This window comes from Microbispora sp. H10885 (assembly GCF_014161415.1).
In the GTDB taxonomy this organism is placed as follows: Bacteria; Actinomycetota; Actinomycetes; order Streptosporangiales; family Streptosporangiaceae; genus Microbispora; species Microbispora triticiradicis.
Genome location: NZ_JABBWY010000014.1, coordinates 106,962 through 123,369 on the forward strand (window position 1 = coordinate 106,962; position 16,408 = coordinate 123,369).

At 68.5% G+C, this 16,408-nt stretch carries 18 protein-coding genes; 6 read left to right on the top strand and 12 right to left on the bottom strand.

The genetic code is table 11. From position 1 onward, the window contains the following. Positions 1-285: 285 nt before the first annotated feature. Positions 286-945, top strand: a complete 660-nt coding sequence (locus HHX37_RS31600) for a ferritin-like fold-containing protein (RefSeq protein WP_182875867.1) — start codon at positions 286-288, stop codon at positions 943-945. 401 nt (positions 946-1,346) lie between these two features. On the opposite strand, the gene HHX37_RS31605 is transcribed toward HHX37_RS31600, so the two are convergent. The 4 genes from HHX37_RS31605 to ligD form a co-directional block, all read right to left on the bottom strand. Continuing rightward, positions 1,347-1,577, bottom strand: a complete 231-nt coding sequence (locus HHX37_RS31605) for a DUF3107 domain-containing protein (RefSeq protein ID WP_182875866.1) — start codon at positions 1,575-1,577, stop codon at positions 1,347-1,349. Between the two features lie 102 nt (positions 1,578-1,679). Continuing rightward, positions 1,680-2,300 (bottom strand): TetR/AcrR family transcriptional regulator, encoded by a 621-nt coding sequence (locus HHX37_RS31610; RefSeq protein ID WP_117409108.1) that lies wholly within the window; start codon positions 2,298-2,300, stop codon positions 1,680-1,682. Between the two features lie 72 nt (positions 2,301-2,372). Beyond that, positions 2,373-2,573 (bottom strand): hypothetical protein, encoded by a 201-nt coding sequence (locus HHX37_RS31615; protein ID WP_182883437.1) that lies wholly within the window; start codon positions 2,571-2,573, stop codon positions 2,373-2,375. Positions 2,574-2,653: 80 nt separating this feature from the next. Further along, complete coding sequence (gene ligD, locus HHX37_RS31620) at positions 2,654-3,535, bottom strand: non-homologous end-joining DNA ligase (RefSeq protein WP_182887764.1); 882 nt, start codon at positions 3,533-3,535, stop codon at positions 2,654-2,656. Between the two features lie 236 nt (positions 3,536-3,771). Here ligD and HHX37_RS31625 point away from each other — a divergent pair, with 236 nt between their 5' ends. Further along, entirely contained in the window at positions 3,772-4,731 is a 960-nt protein-coding gene (locus HHX37_RS31625) for a Ku protein (RefSeq protein WP_182887765.1), read from the top strand. Between the two features lie 113 nt (positions 4,732-4,844). Here HHX37_RS31625 and HHX37_RS31630 read toward each other — a convergent pair whose 3' ends face one another. The 6 genes from HHX37_RS31630 to HHX37_RS31655 form a co-directional block, all read right to left on the bottom strand. Then, the gene (locus HHX37_RS31630) at positions 4,845-5,153 is read right to left on the bottom strand and encodes a hypothetical protein (protein WP_182875862.1); all 309 of its coding nucleotides are present in this window, start codon (positions 5,151-5,153) and stop codon (positions 4,845-4,847) included. A 550-nt stretch (positions 5,154-5,703) separates the two neighbouring features. Continuing rightward, positions 5,704-6,252, bottom strand: a complete 549-nt coding sequence (locus tag HHX37_RS31635) for a hypothetical protein (protein WP_182887766.1) — start codon at positions 6,250-6,252, stop codon at positions 5,704-5,706. A gap of 663 nt (positions 6,253-6,915) precedes the next feature. After that, the gene (locus HHX37_RS31640) at positions 6,916-7,440 is read right to left on the bottom strand and encodes a hypothetical protein (RefSeq protein WP_182887767.1); all 525 of its coding nucleotides are present in this window, start codon (positions 7,438-7,440) and stop codon (positions 6,916-6,918) included. Positions 7,441-8,149: 709 nt separating this feature from the next. Further along, on the bottom strand, positions 8,150-8,617 hold the full coding sequence (locus HHX37_RS31645) for a hypothetical protein (RefSeq protein ID WP_182887768.1): 468 nt from the start codon (positions 8,615-8,617) through the stop codon (positions 8,150-8,152). 538 nt (positions 8,618-9,155) lie between these two features. After that, the gene (locus HHX37_RS31650) at positions 9,156-9,764 is read right to left on the bottom strand and encodes a hypothetical protein (protein ID WP_182887769.1); all 609 of its coding nucleotides are present in this window, start codon (positions 9,762-9,764) and stop codon (positions 9,156-9,158) included. Positions 9,765-10,193: 429 nt separating this feature from the next. Continuing rightward, positions 10,194-10,781 carry a hypothetical protein gene (locus HHX37_RS31655; protein WP_117409099.1) on the bottom strand — a complete coding sequence of 196 codons (588 nt, stop codon included), beginning with the start codon at positions 10,779-10,781 and terminating at the stop codon, positions 10,194-10,196. A gap of 392 nt (positions 10,782-11,173) precedes the next feature. Here HHX37_RS31655 and HHX37_RS31660 point away from each other — a divergent pair, with 392 nt between their 5' ends. Together HHX37_RS31660 and moeZ are read left to right on the top strand one after the other, a co-directional pair. After that, entirely contained in the window at positions 11,174-12,091 is a 918-nt protein-coding gene (locus HHX37_RS31660; RefSeq protein WP_182887770.1) for an alpha/beta fold hydrolase, read from the top strand. 112 nt (positions 12,092-12,203) lie between these two features. Next, positions 12,204-13,382, top strand: coding sequence for an adenylyltransferase/sulfurtransferase MoeZ (gene moeZ, locus HHX37_RS31665; RefSeq protein WP_117409097.1), 1,179 nt, complete (start codon positions 12,204-12,206; stop codon positions 13,380-13,382). 78 nt (positions 13,383-13,460) lie between these two features. Here moeZ and HHX37_RS31670 read toward each other — a convergent pair whose 3' ends face one another. Together HHX37_RS31670 and HHX37_RS31675 are read right to left on the bottom strand one after the other, a co-directional pair. After that, positions 13,461-13,793, bottom strand: coding sequence for a transcriptional regulator (locus HHX37_RS31670; protein ID WP_117409096.1), 333 nt, complete (start codon positions 13,791-13,793; stop codon positions 13,461-13,463). Beyond that, positions 13,793-14,260, bottom strand: coding sequence for a hypothetical protein (locus HHX37_RS31675; protein ID WP_182875855.1), 468 nt, complete (start codon positions 14,258-14,260; stop codon positions 13,793-13,795). The genes HHX37_RS31670 and HHX37_RS31675 overlap by 1 nt, the downstream gene beginning before the upstream one ends. Positions 14,261-14,416: 156 nt before the next feature. Between HHX37_RS31675 and HHX37_RS31680 the strand changes: the two genes are divergently transcribed. Both HHX37_RS31680 and HHX37_RS31685 read left to right on the top strand, forming a co-directional pair. Next, positions 14,417-15,136 (top strand): hypothetical protein, encoded by a 720-nt coding sequence (locus tag HHX37_RS31680; protein WP_117409094.1) that lies wholly within the window; start codon positions 14,417-14,419, stop codon positions 15,134-15,136. Beyond that, complete coding sequence (locus tag HHX37_RS31685; protein ID WP_310740623.1) at positions 15,130-16,404, top strand: S8 family serine peptidase; 1,275 nt, start codon at positions 15,130-15,132, stop codon at positions 16,402-16,404. Before HHX37_RS31680 ends, HHX37_RS31685 begins: the two co-directional genes overlap by 7 nt. Positions 16,405-16,408 lie beyond the last annotated feature (4 nt).

Below are 16,408 nucleotides of genomic sequence, written 5' to 3' on the forward strand. Positions count from 1 at the left end.
GCCCTCGTCGTGAACAGCGACCGCGGCATCCACTGGTTCCAGAGGTCCGGGGCAAACCCCGGATCGACTCGGTTGTAGGCCAGCGCTGGTTGTTGGCCAGTGCGGTCGCACTTCCACGAACCAGTCTACTCGATACCACAACACGGAACCGATTTCCGCGTCTTCTCGCTAAAAACTGTTGTCCTGTGGGCGGCCGTACGGGGTTCCACCGGGGGTCGCGCCGGGGTTCCGCCGGACCGGAGCGGCCGGCTCCGCGGGCGTCGCGCCGACCCTTACGCTGCATCCATGAGTGATTCGTCTCCCGGGATCGTCGACCTGCTGGGCGTCCTCGCGTACGCCGAGCTCACCGCCTTCCTCAGGCTGGCCGAGGACGCCGCGCTGTTCGCGCCGACGCTGAACGACAGGGCGGCGCTCGGGGACGTGGCCGCGGCCGAGTACGGGCACTTCCGGGTGCTGCGCGACCGGATCGCCTCGCTCGGGGCCGATCCGGAGGAGGCGATGGCCCCCTTCGTCGAGGCGATCGACGCCTGGCACGCCCAGACCAGGCCGAAGGACTGGTACGAGGCGCTGGTGAAGGCCTACGTGGGCGTGGGGATCGCGGGCGACTTCTACCGCGAGGCCGCCCGCCACGCCGACCCCTCGACCACCGCCCTGGTCGACGAGGTGCTGGCCGACGAGGGCCGTTCGGAGTTCGCGGTGGAGCGGATGCGCGCGGCGCTCGACGCCGATCCGCGTCTGTGCGGGCGGCTCGCGCTGTGGGCCCGCCGGATGGTCGGCGAGGCGCTGAGCCAGGGGCAGCGGCTGGCCGCCGCCCGTCCGCACCTCGCCGCGCTGCTCGTGGGCGAGCAGGGGGAGGATCTGGCGGAGATCGGGCGGATGTTCGCCCGGCTGACCGAGGAGCACGGCAGGCGCATGACGGCTCTCGGCCTCACCCCCAACGGGTGAAACCTCGCCGTTCCTGATTCGCGCACCCGGCAAACGGATGTACGGTGCGAGCATGAGGGCCTCGCGCCGCTACGGCAGTTCCTTGACAAGATGTGGGCCGAACAGCTGGACCCCCCGTGCGATTCTGCGGAGAGGAAGCGCGGGCTGTCCGACGATCGGCGGAAGACGGGACGATCCGCATCGGGCGGATCTCACCCGGCGTCCCCGCGGATGCGGTTACGGGCGGTCCTGACCCGGGCGGCCGGCTCCGGCCGCCGGCACGCCGCGCGTCCTGGGACACCCGCGCCGCCGGTCGGCTCCGGCCGCCGTCAGACTGTTTCCGCGTCAGAGCGTTCTGAGTCAGAGCGTTTGAAGTCAGGGCGTTCTGAGTCAGAGCGTCTCCGAGCCGGAGCGTCTCCGGGTCAGAGAGTTCCGCCGAAGCCGACGGGACGCGTCTCGTCCTCGCCGATCTCGACGAACCCGAGCGAGGTCACGGGTACGACCACCCGGCGTCCCGTCGTGTCGGTCAGGGAGAAGACGCCCTTGTCCGAGGCGAGCGCCTTGCGGAGCTCCTCTTCGATCTCCTCGGCCGACAGGTCGGTCTCCACGACGATCTCGCGGTGCACCGACTGCACGCCGATCTTTATTTCCATAAGGCTCCCCTTTCGCGAGGGCTGTTCTCTCCCCATCGTCGTCGCCCGGTAGCGCGGCGAGCCCTGTGATCGCGTCAAGCGAACAGGGAACCGGAGGCCCGGTCAGCCGGTGCGGGGGAAGCCGCTGATGCCGCGCCAGGCCAGGCGTGCCATCAGCTGCGTCGCCGCCTCCTTGGGGATCGAGCCGTGGCTGCTCAGCCAGTAGCGCGCGCTCACCTCGGCCATGCCGACCAGTCCGACGCCGAGCAGGTGCGCCTCGTCGCTGGAGCAGCCGGTGTCCTCCTGGATCACCCGGCTGATCGCCTCGGCGCTCTCGTACAGCGAGCGCTCCATGCGCTGCCGTACGGGCGCCACGTTGCGCAGGTCGGACTCGAAGACCAGCCGGAAGGCCTCTCCCTGGCTCGACACGAAGTCGAAGAAGGCGCCGATGGCCGCCTGCACCCGCTGCTTGTTGTCGGTGGTCGACTCGAGCGCCTGGCGGCACCGGTTCACCATGTCGTCCACGTGCAGGTCGAGCAGTGCGAGATACAGCTCAAGCTTGCCCGGGAAGTGCTGGTAGAGCACGGGCTTGCTGACCCCGGCCCGCTCGGCGATCTCATCCATCGCCGCGGCGTGGTAGCCGTTCTCCACGAACACTTCCTGCGCCGCGCTCAGCAACTGGCGGCGGCGGGCCATCCGGGGCAGCCGGGTGCCCCGGGGCTTGGCGTCCGGGGTAGCGGTCACGGCAGTCTCCTTGCAAGAAGCGCATCGGGGGCTCCCGCCCCGGGGCCTCATCCTACGTGTCGGTATCTGTGATCAGCGATAGTCGTCGTCGTCGAGGTCGACCGTGCGCTCCTGCTCGGTCACGTCGGCCGGGTCGGCGTCGAACGGGACGCGTTCGGGCCAGCGCCTGTCCTCGGCGACCTTGACGAGCTGGTGCTGCTCGACCGCGTCGGCCTCCGGCGCCTCGATCGAGATCTCCTCGGCGGTCTCGTCGAGGGGCTCCATCTCTGGCATGTGATCTTCCTTCCGTTCGACGGTCGGCTGCGACAGGTCTGACACCCAGGTCCAACACTACGGCCAGGGGTGCGGCCCGGCTAAGCGCCGAGGGCCACGAACAGGTCGCCGTGTTCCGCGACGCGCTTCAGCACGTCGGAGGAGGTGAAGACGAGCTGCTCCGGGTTCTCGCACGCCTCGACCTCTTCCCACCGCAGGGGCGTCGACACGGTCGGCAACGGGTTCGCGCGCAGCGAGTACGGCGCGACGGTGGTCTTGGCCGGATTGTTCTGGCTCCAGTCGATGAAGACCTTGCCCGGCCTTTCCTTCCTGGCCATCACACTGGTGACGAACGGGTGCTCCGCCTGCATCCGCCGGGCCAGCTCCTTGGCGTAGTCGGAGGTGCCGGGCCCGCGGTCCCACGGAACGTAGAGCTGCATGCCCTTGTTGCCGCTGGTCTTCGGATGGCTCTCCAGGCCGTCGTCGGCCAGTGCCCGCCGCAGCAGGACGGCGACCCGGCAGCAGTCGACGATCGTGGCCGGGGCCCCGGGGTCGAGGTCGAGGACGAGGGTGTCGGGCGGCTGCGGCTCGCCGTCCTTGGCCACCCGCCACATCGGCACGTGGATCTCCAGCGCGGCCAGGTTGGCGTAGTAGACGAGCGTCGGCAGGTCCTCCACGACCGCGAACTCGATCTCCTCGCGGTTCTTCGTGCTGCCCGGCGCCGGGAGGGTCACCGTACGGACCCAGTCGGGGGTGTGGTCGGGGGCGTTCTTCTCGAAGAAGAACGCGGCGTCCGCGCCGTTCGGGTAGCGCTTGACCGTGAGCGGGCGTCCCCGCAGATGAGGGAGCAGGGCCGGGGCGATCCGGGTGTAGTAGTCGATCACCTCGGCCTTGGTGAACCCGGTGCCGGGGTAGAGGATCTTGTCCAGGTTGGTCAGGACCAGCATCCGGTCCTCGACCTTCACCCGCACCTTCTCCGTCATCACCGCTCCTCCCGCCGGCCCTCGGCGGGCATTCCCGGAGATCGCCCTTGGCGGCCCGCCAGAGAAGGGGCTCTGCCCGATCTCGGGCGGCTCAATCAGGCACGCGGGAGAGCGCCGGAGGCCGCGAGCGCGGGTTCCACCGGGTACGGCTCCGCCATTAGTGGGTACCTGCCCATGAGGTAACTCCCTTGAATCCCACCATAGCGGTATTCGAACACAGAGACGAGAATGTAGCCATGCGGAGCATCTGGAAGGGCGCCATCTCGTTCGGTCTGGTCACCATTCCCATCAAGCTGTACTCCGCGACCGAACAGAAGGACGTCAGCTTCCACCAGGTGCACCGGGAGGACGGCGGGCGGATCAAGTACAAGAGGGTCTGCTCGGTCGACGGCGAGGAGGTGCAGTACTCCGACATCGCCAAGGGGTACGAGCTTCCGACCGGTGAGATGGTCGTGCTGACCGACGAGGACTTCGCCGACCTGCCGCTGACCACCTCGCGCCGGATCGACGTGCTGCAGTTCACCCCCGCCGCCCAGATCGACCCCATCTACTTCGCGAAGTCGTACTACCTGGAGCCCGACGGGCAGGGGACGAAGCCGTACGTGCTGCTGCGGGACGCCCTGGAGAGGTCGGGGCAGGTGGCGGTCGTGAAGATCGCCCTCCGCCAGCGGGAGTCGCTGGCCGCGCTGCGGGTCCGGGACGGCGTGTTCGTGCTGGAGACGATGCTCTGGCCGGACGAGATCCGCGAGGCCGAGTTCGGCTTCCTGGAGGAGGACGTCCAGGTGCGGCCCCAGGAACTGAAGATGGCCGAGTCGTTGATCGACACGATGGTGGCCGACTTCGATCCGGCGGAGTACACCGACGCCTACCGGGAGGCTCTGCAGGAGGTCATCGAGGCCAAGGTCGCGGGCAGGGAGATCGTCGCGCCCGAGGCGCCGGCCGAGCAGGGCCCGGCCGTCGACCTCATGGCCGCGCTGCGCGCCAGCGTCGAGGCCGCCAAGCGGGAACGCCAGGGCGCCGGGGCGGCCGAGAAGAGCGCGGCGAAGACTCCGGTGAAGGCCGCCGGGAAGAGCACTGCGAAGAGCGCCACGAAGAGCGCCGCGAAGAGCGCCGCGAAGAGTGACGGCAGGGCGGCCCCGGAAGGCGCGGAGGAGGAGAGCGCGCCCAGGAAGCGGAAGACCCGCCGCTCCGCCTGATCGTCCGCCTTCCTCGCCGCTCCACGGGAGCCCCGGCGGCTGTCCCGCCGGGGCTTGTTCACGGTACGGCTTGTTCACGGTACGGAAGCGGCGCAGGGTAGCGCCGTCCGGGATCAGTCGTCGTCGTCGCCGTCGATGTCGACGACGGCGTCGCCGGACGCGAAGGCGGTGTTGTCCCGGTGGACCTTCTTGATCCTGTAGTACTTGAAGCTGCGGAATTCGTTCCGGTTCACGAGCTTGTTCTTGTTCTTGTTGTAGTCGCGGCCACGTCCGTGGCCGTTCCAGCCGCAGCCCCCGTTGGCGCTGATGGTGGCGGTGGTCGGGGTGGAGGCGTGGGCGGTGACGGTGCTCAGAGCGAGCGCGCCGCCGGCCATCGCCGTGCTGACCGCCAGGCCGGTGATGACGTTCCGGAATTTGGGCATAGAGGCCCTCCTCGAAGGATGGATTGCCCGTACTTCTGACTTCTCCGGTGGGAACCGGAGATGTCCGGTTATGACCTATATGTCCGGTCATCGCCGTGGTGTCTTGATTGCCGAAGGGGCCCCCGGCCAAACTCGGCGGGGGAGAGTTTGACCTCTCGTCGCGACTCATGGCGCGGATTGGCCCGGCCGCTGACGCAGTCGGTGTCCGGCCCGCGATTCGCCGGCCGTTCCGGAGGGTACTCGCCCGGCCGTTCTCCCCGTCCCGGTCCCAGATCCTCGCGGCCGCGGACTCGCCCGCCCGTCCAGGGCGTGGAAAGGTCAGGGCTCCGGCGAGGATCTCGCCGGAGCCCTTGTCTCATGCCATCCGGTGGAAGGCGTCTCCAGACTTCCGGTCGCTCGGCGCGCGGATGCGCTGGAAACACCTGGCTGCACTCACCGGCGCCGTCGTCCCCGGCCGGTGGCGGAGAGGCACTCGTGGGTGGTCCCGCCCACCGGCTCCCGTCACCCGACCGGACGGCGCGGTGCCGCGCGAGGCGTCAGGCCTCGCGGATCAGACGTTGTTGCCGTTGTTGTTGTTGCCGTTGTTGGTGTGCTCGCGGTCGTTGCGGTTCCACCAGTCGTTGTTGTTGTGGTCCCACCAGTTCTGGTCGGCCCACCAGTTGTTGTTGAGCCAGTTGAACGCCTTGTCGTCCTTCTCCTGGAAGCCGAAGGCGACGTCCTTGGCGACGAGGCCGAAGGCGTCGTGCTGGGCCTTGTCGTCCTTGTAGAGGTTCTGGCCCCACCAGTTGTTGGTGTCCCAGAAGTTGTTCTGGTTGCGGTCGTTGATGTTGTGGTTGCGGTCGTTGCGCTCCCGGTTGTTGTTGTTGTTCGGGAAGAACGCGCGCGGGAAGTCCACCCCCTTCTTGTTGTCCTGGGCGATGCCGCCCGTGCTGTCGTCGACGCCGTTGGCCGCGCCGTCCTTGACGATGGGGCGGTCCTCGTTCTTCGTGTAGAAGGGGCTGTCGTCGGCGCTGGCGGCCGCGGCACCCATGGCGACGGCGCCGCCGACGACCGCGGTGCTGAGCGCGAGCCCTGCGAAGATCTTCTTGAGGTTGGGCATTATGGTTCCTCCCTGACAGGATTCGATTTCGAATTGCCCTGTGTCTGTCGGCGTTTCCTGGCCGCCTACTGCGGTCAGGATTTTTTCTTCATGGCCCTTATTGGGCCCTGCTCCCGACGCTAGGGTGATTTCCTGCCGGGTGGCCCGACAAACTGACGTCTGCTGCTTTTGATTAATGATTAGCTGCGTATAGGCTTGATTCGATGGATAATGCGCCTTATGTAGTGATAGGTACGATTTGCCCCCTGGCGCGGACGCGGCCCGACGCTCCGTGAGGGGGGTGCCGGCTCAGCTGCGTTCGCCACCAGGGTCGGCGGGCAAGGTCGGGGAGGTCGGGGAGGCGGGGAGCGACCGCGGTCGCGGGCGGAGAAAGGCCGCGGAAGGACGTGGTGGCGCCGACGACCACGGTCGGGGGAAAGAGCAGGGCTCCGGCGGAACCTTCCCGCCGGAGCCCTTGGTTGTCCCTGTAGGAGGATTGACGGCCGTTCCCGTTCAGACCGCCGCCGCTCGGTGAGCGAGCGGCCGGCCGGTCGGGGAGCGTGTCTCTGCACTCAACGGCGCCGGTTCCTCAGCCGGAGCCGGAGACCTCGTGGGAGGTCTTCGGGATCCGTCGTCTTCCCGGAACGGCGCGATCGTCTCGCAGGAGCCGCTGGACCTGCCTTCTCAGTTCACGTGGTCGTTGTTGTTGTTGTTCCACCAGTTGTTGTCGTTGTTGTTCCACCAGTTGTTGTTGTTCCACCAGGCGTTGTTGAACCAGGTGTTGTCCTTGTTCGTCTTGTCCTGGAAGCCGATCGCGACGTCCTTGGCGACGAGACCGAAGCCGGAGAAGTCGTCCCGCTTGTCGGAGAACGCCCCCTGGTTCCAGAACTGCTGGTTGTTCCACCAGCAGTTGTCGTTGTTCTGGTTGAGGTTGTGGTTCTGGTTGTTCCTGTCGACGTTGTTGTTCGGGCTGGAGAAGACAGGGAAGACGTTCTCCTGATCACCGCGCTCGCCGACACCCCTGTTGCCCTGGGCGATGCCGCCCGTGCTGTCGTCGACGCCGTTGGCGAGGCCGTTCCGGACGATGGGACGGTCGACGTCGCCGGTCCTGGTCACGGCGCCGGCGGCACCGGCGCCCAGGGCCAGTGCGCCGCCGACGGTGGCGGTGCCGAGCGCGAGGCCAGCGATGATCTTGTGGAGCTTGGACATGCGTGTCCCCCTTGACAGGATTCAGTATCCCTGAATTTGTTAAGGGCGTTTCTTTGAGAGAAAGGCCCTTCGGGCTCTTAATTGAGCCCTAACTTCCTGTGCTGTGATGATTTCCAGCGTGGTGGGCAGACAAACGGCCATCTAAGCCTTTTGATCACCAGTTAGACTCTTATGGACTGACTTAGAGGTATTGAAAGTGAAATGTCGCGATTGACCGATTTCTGGAAGGGTGTTCACCGGCCTGGCCACGCGGCGGAAACGGAGGCGGCGGCCTGAGTGCGTCGTCGCGGGTGTTCCGGCAGGCGTCGTTCGCCCGCGTACCGCTGACGCACCGCCGCCGCATGGCCGCTGGAAATCCTGCCGGGGCAGGGAAAGGCGACCTGGAGGGCTCCGTGCCGCCCGGAACCCGCCGGTGAGCCTGTCCCTTCGGGCTCCGTGCCTGAGCCCGCCGTACGGGGGAAAAAGTCAGGGCTCCGGCGAGAGTCTCGCCGGAGCCCTTGTTTCTGCTTTCTGCTGAATCGAACGGCCGTTCCCTGAGCGTGAAGTGCTACGGATCTTTCGGCGCTGTGGGAACGTGGCTGCGCTTCAGGGCGCCGTTCTCCTGTCGAGGCGGTGGACGACCGGGTGGCCGGCCGTATCAGTCATCCCTTCACCCGGCAGGATTCCGAGCGGCGCGGTCGTCTCGCAGGCCGCTGCCGGCCCCGCCTTCTCAGTTGACGAAGTTGTTGTTGTTGTTCCAGTTGTTGCAGTTGTTGTTGTTCCACCAGGAGTTGTTCTGGAACCAGCCGTTGTTGAACCAGTTGCTCTCGCGGTTGGTCTTGTCGCTGAAGGCGATCGTCGCGCAGGGCCCGACGATGGCGAAGTTGGAGTCGCTGTCCAGGTTGTCGCAGAACGCGCTCTGGTTCCAGAAGCTCTGGTTGTTCCAGAAGTTGTTGTTCTGGTTGTTGTTGCACCAGTTGTTGTTCGCGAAGTTGTCGTTGTTGTTGTTCCCGCAGTTGTTATTGTTGTTGGTGTTGAAGGGAACGAAGTTGTTGTTGTTGCAGGGCATGCCGCCGCCGAGACCCATGAGGCCGTCTCCACAGCCGGCGCTCGCGGCCGTGGCGCTCATGGCGATCGCGCCCCCGGCGATCGCGGTGCCGAGTGCGAGTCCGGCGAAAAGCTTCGTGAACTTGGGCATTGCTGTCCCCCTTGAAAGGATTGGAATTCCCCGCATCCTTCGGTATTTCTCCGTGGAGATTCGAGAGAAATACCTCTTGGCCCCCGTGGGCCGGGTTCCTGCGATACGTTGATATCCGGCGACATCACCCGACAAACGCGCCCTTATGGCTTTTGGTCAGCTATTAGCAGGCTATGGCACGAATTGGAGATAAAAGGGGCGACTTGTCCCATAATGTCCGATTTGAACGTGGGGTGCTCAGTGACGACCGGAGGCGGGTGGTGGTGTTCCAGAGGGGTTCGAAAGGGCATGGGGCGGGCCGCGGCGGGGGCGGCTGGACGGCGACCCGGAGGTGGCGGCCGGGGGGACCGCGACCCGGATGACGAACCCCCGGGGCGGGCGCGGGGAAAGCGGTCGGGGGAGACGAAGAGTGCCCGTGCTCACGATGGGCGTGTGACTTCACGCTCAGGTGAGCACGGGCACATACATCCGGCACCCGGGCCGGCGGCCCGAGGCTCAGCGCGACCGGTCGTCCCGGTCACGCGAAGGACGCCGCGGATCAGGGAATGGCGTCGTATCCCGGCCGCTCGTAGTCCTTCTTCTTCTCCTCTTCCTTCTTCTTGATGTCGGCGTCGACGTCGATGTCGACGTTCTTGGTCTTGGCCTTCGGGTTGATCTCGGTGGCCGTGTTCGTGCGCGGGTCGGCCTGCGAGGACTGGTCCTGCCAGGGCCGGTTGTGCATCTGGTTCCAGTCGGTGGTGTTGGTGTACGGGTTGGTGGAGTTCTGCGACCACTGGGCGTTCCACGGCACCGCGGCGGAGCCGTTCGACGACTTCTGGAACGGAGTGAGCACGAGCGTGAAGTCACGCATCAGGAACTGGTCCTGGTACTCCGACTGCCGGGCGTGCTGCCACTCGTGGTTCTTGTTCTTGTTCTTGTTCTTGTTGCGGTTCAGCGCCTTGTGCCCCTGGCGCTGCCGGTTGGTGTTGTAGTTGTAGTTGTAGGCCCGCGGGACGTAGCGGGCGCCACCGGACGGAGCGGGAACGTAGCCGCCCATGACGGTCGCCGCGCCGGCTGTGCCGGCGGCGACGCCACCGAGCACGATGGCCGCGCCGCTCAGCGCGGTGCCGAGAGCGAGGGCCCCGGCGATGTTCTTCAACACGGACATTTGGGTGTTTCTCCTCTGAATATCGCGACCCCGGCCCGGTCCGGTGGGGGACCAGGGAGGGTGGTAGTTGGTTCGGCGCCGTCGTGTGTGACGCGGCGCGATGCGTTCACTGGCACCGGCGGCCCTCTCCTCGAAACACGCCTCCGGTGCTCTGCTCTCTCGACTGCTCTCTCGACTGCTCTCGACTGCTCGCACGGCCGCGGACGGAGCGGCGGACGCGGGTGGCGCCGGTGCCGTGTCTCACGGTCATCCGGTCGCCGCCCGTCCCGCCGGGCGGGTGTGCCCGCCGCTCCGCCGCTCGCGTGTGTCTCCCGCCGCTCGCGGGTTCCGGCTCGGGTGAGGCCGCCGGTCACGAGTACGGGTGGCCGTCGGCCGGCGCGTCACCCGTCGTGGCCGGGACGTCTGCCGAGGCCGCTCGTGCCGATCGCGTCAGCGCACGAACTCCGGCTCGCTGCCGTAGTCCTTCTTCTTCTCCTTCTCCACGTCCACGTCGATGTCCGCGTCGATGTCCTTCTTCTTGATGCGCGGGTTGATCTCGGTGGCCGTGTTCGTCTTCGGCTGGGCCTGGGCGTCCTGGCCCTGACGCGGGTTGTTGAACTGGTCGCTGAAGCTGTTCGTGCGGGTGTACGGGTACGACTGCGTGTTTCCGTACTGCCAGTTGTACGGAAGCGCCCGCGCGTCGGTGTCGGTCTTCTGGAACGGCGTGAGGACGAGCGTGAAGTCACGCAGCAGGAACTGGTGCTGGCCCTGGTTCTGCCGCTCGTGCTGCCACTGCTTCGTCTTGTTCTTGTTCTTGTTCTTGTTGCCGTTCAGCGCCTTGTGCTTCTGCCGCTGCGAATTGCGGTTCGCGTTGAAGTTGCCGTAGGGGTACGGGTAGCCACCGCCGCCCACGTAGCCGCCCATGACGGTCGCCGCGTTCGCGCTGCCGGCGGCGACCGCGGTGCCCAGCGTGACGGCACCACCGGTGAGCGCGGCGCTGATCGCGAGGATCCCGACCAGGTTGTTGAACTTGGGCATTTCATGTCCTCCTTGAAGGATTGTTGCCCCGACACTCCGGCGTTTTCCAAGTCGTTCGGAAAATGCCCTTACTGATGACCCTTGGTGGATCATCCCTGCATTGTCTTGATTTCCTCGGTGTCCGAGCGACAAACGGCGATCGGCGGCTTTTGCCTTCTGCTTATCGCTTTATTGGCTCCGTTGAACCGCTAGCGCTCGGTTTGGCGTGGAATGTCATTCATATCCGCATTTCGAAATGTCCGAATGGGGTGGATATTGGGCTTATGTCGCGACCGGCCGATCGGGATGAACCGGATGATCGCTCCCGTCTCGCCTGGGTAGGGGGAGCGCCCGCCGAGGTGTCGCAGGGGCGGGGTTATGGTCGGAAACGCGAGGTGAACGGGGGAGGACACGTGCGAGACGAGCCGATTCCGGTGTGGCCCGGCCGGTTCATCGACGTGGAGGGCGGCGGCCGCCTCCATCTCCGGGCGACTCCGGAGGGGCCGCGGGAGACCGCCGTCTACGTACACGGACTGGCGGGTTCGGCGACGAACTGGACGGACCTGATGGGCGAGCTCGCCGGTGAGGTGCGGGGCGTCGCGGTCGACCTGCCCGGTGCCGGGCACTCCCCGGAGCCGCTGGACGGCGACTACTCCGTCGCGGCCAACGCCACCGCGGTGGTCAGGCTCGTCGAGGCGCTCGGGGACGGCCCGGTCCACCTGTTCGGTCACTCCATGGGCGGCGCGGTCTCGGTCCGGGTCGCGGCCACGCGGCCCGACCTGGTCCGGTCGCTGACGCTGGTCTCGCCGGCGCTGCCCGACCTGCGGCCGAGGTACGGCCCGGCCAGGATCGCCCTGTCGGCCGCCCCGTCCATCGGCGAGCTGGCCGTCCGATGGCTGAGCGCGCTCCCGCCCGAGCGGCGCGTGCTGGCGACGGTGAGCATGTGCTACGCCGACACGGGCCGCGTGCATCCGGACCGGCTGCGCGAGGCGGTGGAGGAACTGCGCCGCCGCGACGCGCTTCCGCACGCGGTGTTGTCCATGGTCGGCTGCACCCGCGCGATCGTGCGGGAGTACTTCAGGTTCGGCGAGGAGAACCTCTGGCGGCAGGCCGGGCGGGTCACCGCGCCCACCCTCGTCGTCTACGGCCTGCGCGACCGCCTGATCCACGCCCGCATGGTGCACCGGTCCGGGCGGGCCTTCCGTGACGTGCGCCTGGTCACACTCCCGCACGCCGGGCACGTGGCGCAGATGGAGTATCCCGAGCTCGTCGCGCGGGAGGCGCGCCGCCTGCTGGCCTACACGAGGATGTCCCCGCGCCGAACAGCGTGATTGGGGAATGCGGGGCCACCCCGGTTAAGTTGTGAGAAGAGCTTGTGATGGGCCCATGGAGCCGAGCGCGACCATTGGCACGAAGACGGACACGCAAAGCAGGAGTGGAACTGTGTCGTTGCCACCGCTGGTAGAGCCGGCAGCAGAGCTGACGGTCGACGAGGTGCGCCGCTACTCGCGCCACCTGATCATCCCCGATGTGGGCATGGCGGGTCAGAAGCGGCTCAAGAACGCCAAGGTGCTGTGTGTGGGCGCGGGCGGCCTGGGCTCTCCCGCCCTGCTGTACCTGGCCGCGGCCGGGGTGGGCACCCTCGGCATCGTCGACTTCGACGTCGTCGACGAGTCGAACCTCCAGCGGCAGGTGATCCACGGCCAGTCGGACGTGGGCCGGCTGAAGGCCGAGTCGGCCGCCGCGAGCGTGCGCGAGGTCAACCCGCTGGTCAACGTCATCATCCACAACGTCGCTCTGACGACCGACAACGTGATGGACATCTTCTCCGGCTACGACCTGATCGTGGACGGCACGGACAACTTCGCCACCCGCTACATGGTCAACGACGCGGCCGTGCTGCTGGGCAAGCCGTACGTGTGGGGGTCCATCTACCGCTTCGACGGCCAGGCGAGCGTCTTCTGGGCCGAGCACGGGCCTTGCTACCGCTGCCTCTACCCCGAGCCCCCGCCGCCGGGCATGGTGCCGAGCTGCGCCGAGGGCGGCGTGCTCGGCGTGCTGTGCGCGTCGATCGGCTCCATCCAGGTGAACGAGGCCATCAAGGTCCTCACTGGCGTCGGCGAGCCCCTCGTCGGCCGCCTGATGATCTACGACGCGCTGGAGATGAAGTACCGGGACGTCAAGGTCCGCAAGGACCCCGAGTGCCCGCTGTGCGGCAAGAACCCCTCGATCACCGAGCTGATCGACTACGAGGCGTTCTGCGGCACGATCTCCGACGAGGCCCAGCAGGCCGCCGCGGGCAGCACGATCACCGCGGCCGAGCTCGAGGCGATGCGCGACCGCGGCGACGACATCATGATCATCGACGTCCGCGAGCCGAACGAGTACGAGATCGTCAACATCCCCGGCGCCGTGCTGATCCCCAAGGGCGAGTTCCTCAACGGCTCGGCCCTGGAGGGGCTCCCGCAGGACCGGAAGATCGTGCTGCACTGCAAGTCGGGCGCCCGCTCGGCGGAGGTCCTCGCGGTGCTGAAGAACGCCGGCTTCTCCGACGCCGTCCACGTGGGCGGCGGCGTGCTGAGCTGGGTCAAGACGGTCGACCCCAGCCTGCCGACCTACTGATCGCCGCCACGGGGCTCCACCACGACGGCCGCCGCCTCCACCCCGGAGGCGGCGGCCGCGTCGTTCCGGCCCGCGCGCTCAGAGGGGCCTGCCCGCGGGCTGCCCGCGTTCCTCCTGCACCACGTTGAGACCGCTGGGCGAGACGATGCGCTGCAGGTTCGCGACGTACGCCGTGAACGCCGCCCGACCCCTGTCCGTGAGCTTGAACCAGGTCTTGGGCCGCTTGCCCACGTACCCCTTGCGTACGTGGACGTATCCCGCGTTCTCCAGCGCGCTGCCCTGCTTGGACAGGACCGAGTCGCTGACGCCCAGGGTGTCGCGGACGAACGCGAACTCCGCCTCCTCGGCCGCGGCGAGCAGCGAGACGATCTGCAGCCGGGTGGGCGCGTGGATGACGGGGTCGAGTTCCATCACGAGCCGCTCTCGATCCGGCGCGCCAGCATCGCCGACATCCACCGGCCGACGAACGGTCCGGTGACCAGCAGGAACGCGGTCATGACCAGGCCGGCGTAGGTCCGCGCGTAGGCCACCTCCGCCGCGTCGAGCCGGAAGGCGACGGCGAGGCAGAGCCCGATGCCCAGCGCGAGCCAGAGCATGAAGAGCGTCATGACGTTCGCCCGCACCAGGCTGCGGTGGGCCGTCATGGTGCGGGTGCGCACCAGCAGGGCGATCAGCGCGCCCATGCCGGCGGCCAGCAGGAGGCCCGTGACCATCATCACCACGACGGGCGTGCCGGGCTCCGTGACGAACTGCACGCCGGTCACGAACAGCCCGACCCCGGCGGCGTACCAGGCCGGGAACCAGGGCTGCGACCTGACCGCCTTGGCCTGAGTCCGCCGGATGAGCGCCAGGCTCCGCTCCGCTTCCTCGACGTTCATGGGGACTCCGTTCGCGCGACAACCACTTTCCACTATGGAAAGTACTTTTCACTTTCCATGGCGTCAAGTACTTTCCGTCGCATTTGGGGGTATGGCGGGCGGTTGGTCGCGTTAAGGTCACGTAGGAGAGGAGGCCGAGACGCGAACGGAGGCGCAGTGGGCGAGACCCGCACCTGGCCGGCCGTCGCCGTGGCCTCCGCGATCACCTTGATCTGCGCGATCGTCGGCGGCATCGCGGCGAGCGCGGCGGTCGCCGAGCTCACCCGGGGGCCCAGCCGGGCCGAGTTGCGCGAGGCGCAGGCGGCCGAGACGGCGCTGCGCTGGGAACGCTGGCCGGTGGGGCGCGTCTTCCCCGCGAGCCTGGCGTACAACAGCGAGCAGGGCGGCCGCGAGCTGGCGCGCCGGGTGGGCGTCTCCACGCGCACCGACTGCCGGTCGGCCGTCGACACCGCCGCCGTCAGGGCGCTGCGCGCGGCCGGGTGCCGGGCGGTCCTGCGGGCCACCTACCTCGACGGCCTGCAGGGCGTCGTGGTCACGATCGGCGTGGCGGCCTTCCCCGACGCGGCCCGGGCGCGCACCGCGCTCGCCGCCTTCCCCCGCGAGGGGGCGCCCGTCCCGGGCCTGCGCGCCCTCCCGTTCCCCGGCACCGTGACCGACCGCTTCACCGCGGGCGGACGGCAGGCCGCGACCGTACGGCAGGCCGGGCCCTACCTCGTGCTGACCACGGCGGGCCAGGTCGACGGGCGGCCGGCCCGCGGGGTCGGGCAGCAGCGGGCGACGATCTTCTCGTTCGCCGGCGACCTGGCCGGGGACGTCGCCGCGATCCTGACCGCACCGGTGTCCCCGGACTGCCGGGCCCGGGAGTGGCAGTGCTGACCCGCCGCGCACGGACGAAGATCCGGAGGTGCCTCCTGGCCGCGCTCACGGCCGGGACGCTCACCCTGCCCGGCGGGGCGTTCCTCCACGCGGCCCGGGCCGACGACGTACGGCTCAGCCAGCAGGACGTGCTGCGGACCCTCGACGTCGACGACGCGTGGCAACTGACGAAGGGCGCGGGCGTCACGGTGGCGGTCCTGGACTCGGGGGTGGACCCCGACCACCGCGACCTCGCCGGTTCGGTCGTCACCGGCAGGGACTTCACCGCCGGCGCCAACCCCCGCGGGGTGCAGCCGGTGCGGCTGCACGGCACGTACATGGCCTCGCTCATCGCCGGGCACGGACACGGACCCGGCGGGGCCGACGGAATCATCGGCGTCGCGCCGGAGGCCAGGGTGCTGTCCGTGCGGGTGATCCTGGAGGACGAGGAGCCCGGGTTCCGCACGTTCAACTCCGACGCGCGTTACGAGGGCGTGGTCGCCAAGGGCATCAGGTACGCCGTGGACCACGGCGCCGAGGTCGTCAACCTGTCGCTGTCGAAGGACATGCCGACGGAGGACGAGCGCGCGGCCATCCGGTACGCGATCTCCAAGGGCGTGGTCCTGGTCGCCGCGGCGGGCAACGACGGCGCGGGCAAGCAGACCGCGCCGTACTCCTACCCCGCGGCGATCCCCGGCGTGATCTCGGTGGCCGCGGTCACCTCCACGCTGCGGCGGGCCTCGTTCTCCAACCGCAACTCCTCGGTCATGGTGGCCGCCCCCGGCGTGGACGTCCTCGGGGCGGGCCCGGGCGACGAGTACTGGGTCGGCCGGGGCACCTCGCAGGCCACCGCGCTCGTCTCCGGGATCGCCGCGCTCATCAAGTCGCGCCATCCGCGGATGTCGCCCGCGCTCGTCGCGCAGGCGCTCACCTCGTCGCCCGCCCGCAAGGGGCCCTACAACACGGGCACCGGCTTCGGGGTGGTCAACGCGTACCGCGCGCTGAGCGTCGCGGCCACCCTCGCGCGGCACCGCGCCGTCGCCTCCGGCGCCGGCGTGCTGAACCCCGCGCGCCCCCTCCGTACGGCGGCGCGCGGCCAGGAGCCCATCGTGGTCGTACGGCGCGACACCGGCGCGATCCTGCTCTACGGCGGCATCGCGCTCGCCGCGTTCGCGGGCTCCGGCGCGGGACTCGCCGTCCTGCTCGTGCTCGCCCGGCGGGCGAGCCGGCGGGAACGAGAGGACGACGCACTGCCTCCGGCTCCTTGGCCGTCGAGCCTGCCGACGTAGCATC

What these genes read in the sequence shown, in the direction of transcription:
- HHX37_RS31600 (WP_182875867.1), top strand. Translation starts at nt 286, where the DNA reads ATGAGTGATTCGTCTCCCGGGATCGTCGACCTGCTGGGCGTCCTCGCG.
- HHX37_RS31605 (WP_182875866.1), bottom strand. Translation starts at nt 1,577, where the DNA reads ATGGAAATAAAGATCGGCGTGCAGTCGGTGCACCGCGAGATCGTCGTG.
- HHX37_RS31615 (WP_182883437.1), bottom strand. Translation starts at nt 2,573, where the DNA reads ATGCCAGAGATGGAGCCCCTCGACGAGACCGCCGAGGAGATCTCGATC.
- ligD (WP_182887764.1), bottom strand. Translation starts at nt 3,535, where the DNA reads ATGACGGAGAAGGTGCGGGTGAAGGTCGAGGACCGGATGCTGGTCCTG.
- HHX37_RS31625 (WP_182887765.1), top strand. Translation starts at nt 3,772, where the DNA reads ATGCGGAGCATCTGGAAGGGCGCCATCTCGTTCGGTCTGGTCACCATT.
- HHX37_RS31630 (WP_182875862.1), bottom strand. Translation starts at nt 5,153, where the DNA reads ATGCCCAAATTCCGGAACGTCATCACCGGCCTGGCGGTCAGCACGGCG.
- HHX37_RS31635 (WP_182887766.1), bottom strand. Translation starts at nt 6,252, where the DNA reads ATGCCCAACCTCAAGAAGATCTTCGCAGGGCTCGCGCTCAGCACCGCG.
- HHX37_RS31640 (WP_182887767.1), bottom strand. Translation starts at nt 7,440, where the DNA reads ATGTCCAAGCTCCACAAGATCATCGCTGGCCTCGCGCTCGGCACCGCC.
- HHX37_RS31645 (WP_182887768.1), bottom strand. Translation starts at nt 8,617, where the DNA reads ATGCCCAAGTTCACGAAGCTTTTCGCCGGACTCGCACTCGGCACCGCG.
- HHX37_RS31650 (WP_182887769.1), bottom strand. Translation starts at nt 9,764, where the DNA reads ATGTCCGTGTTGAAGAACATCGCCGGGGCCCTCGCTCTCGGCACCGCG.
- HHX37_RS31655 (WP_117409099.1), bottom strand. Translation starts at nt 10,781, where the DNA reads ATGCCCAAGTTCAACAACCTGGTCGGGATCCTCGCGATCAGCGCCGCG.
- HHX37_RS31670 (WP_117409096.1), bottom strand. Translation starts at nt 13,793, where the DNA reads ATGGAACTCGACCCCGTCATCCACGCGCCCACCCGGCTGCAGATCGTC.
- HHX37_RS31675 (WP_182875855.1), bottom strand. Translation starts at nt 14,260, where the DNA reads ATGAACGTCGAGGAAGCGGAGCGGAGCCTGGCGCTCATCCGGCGGACT.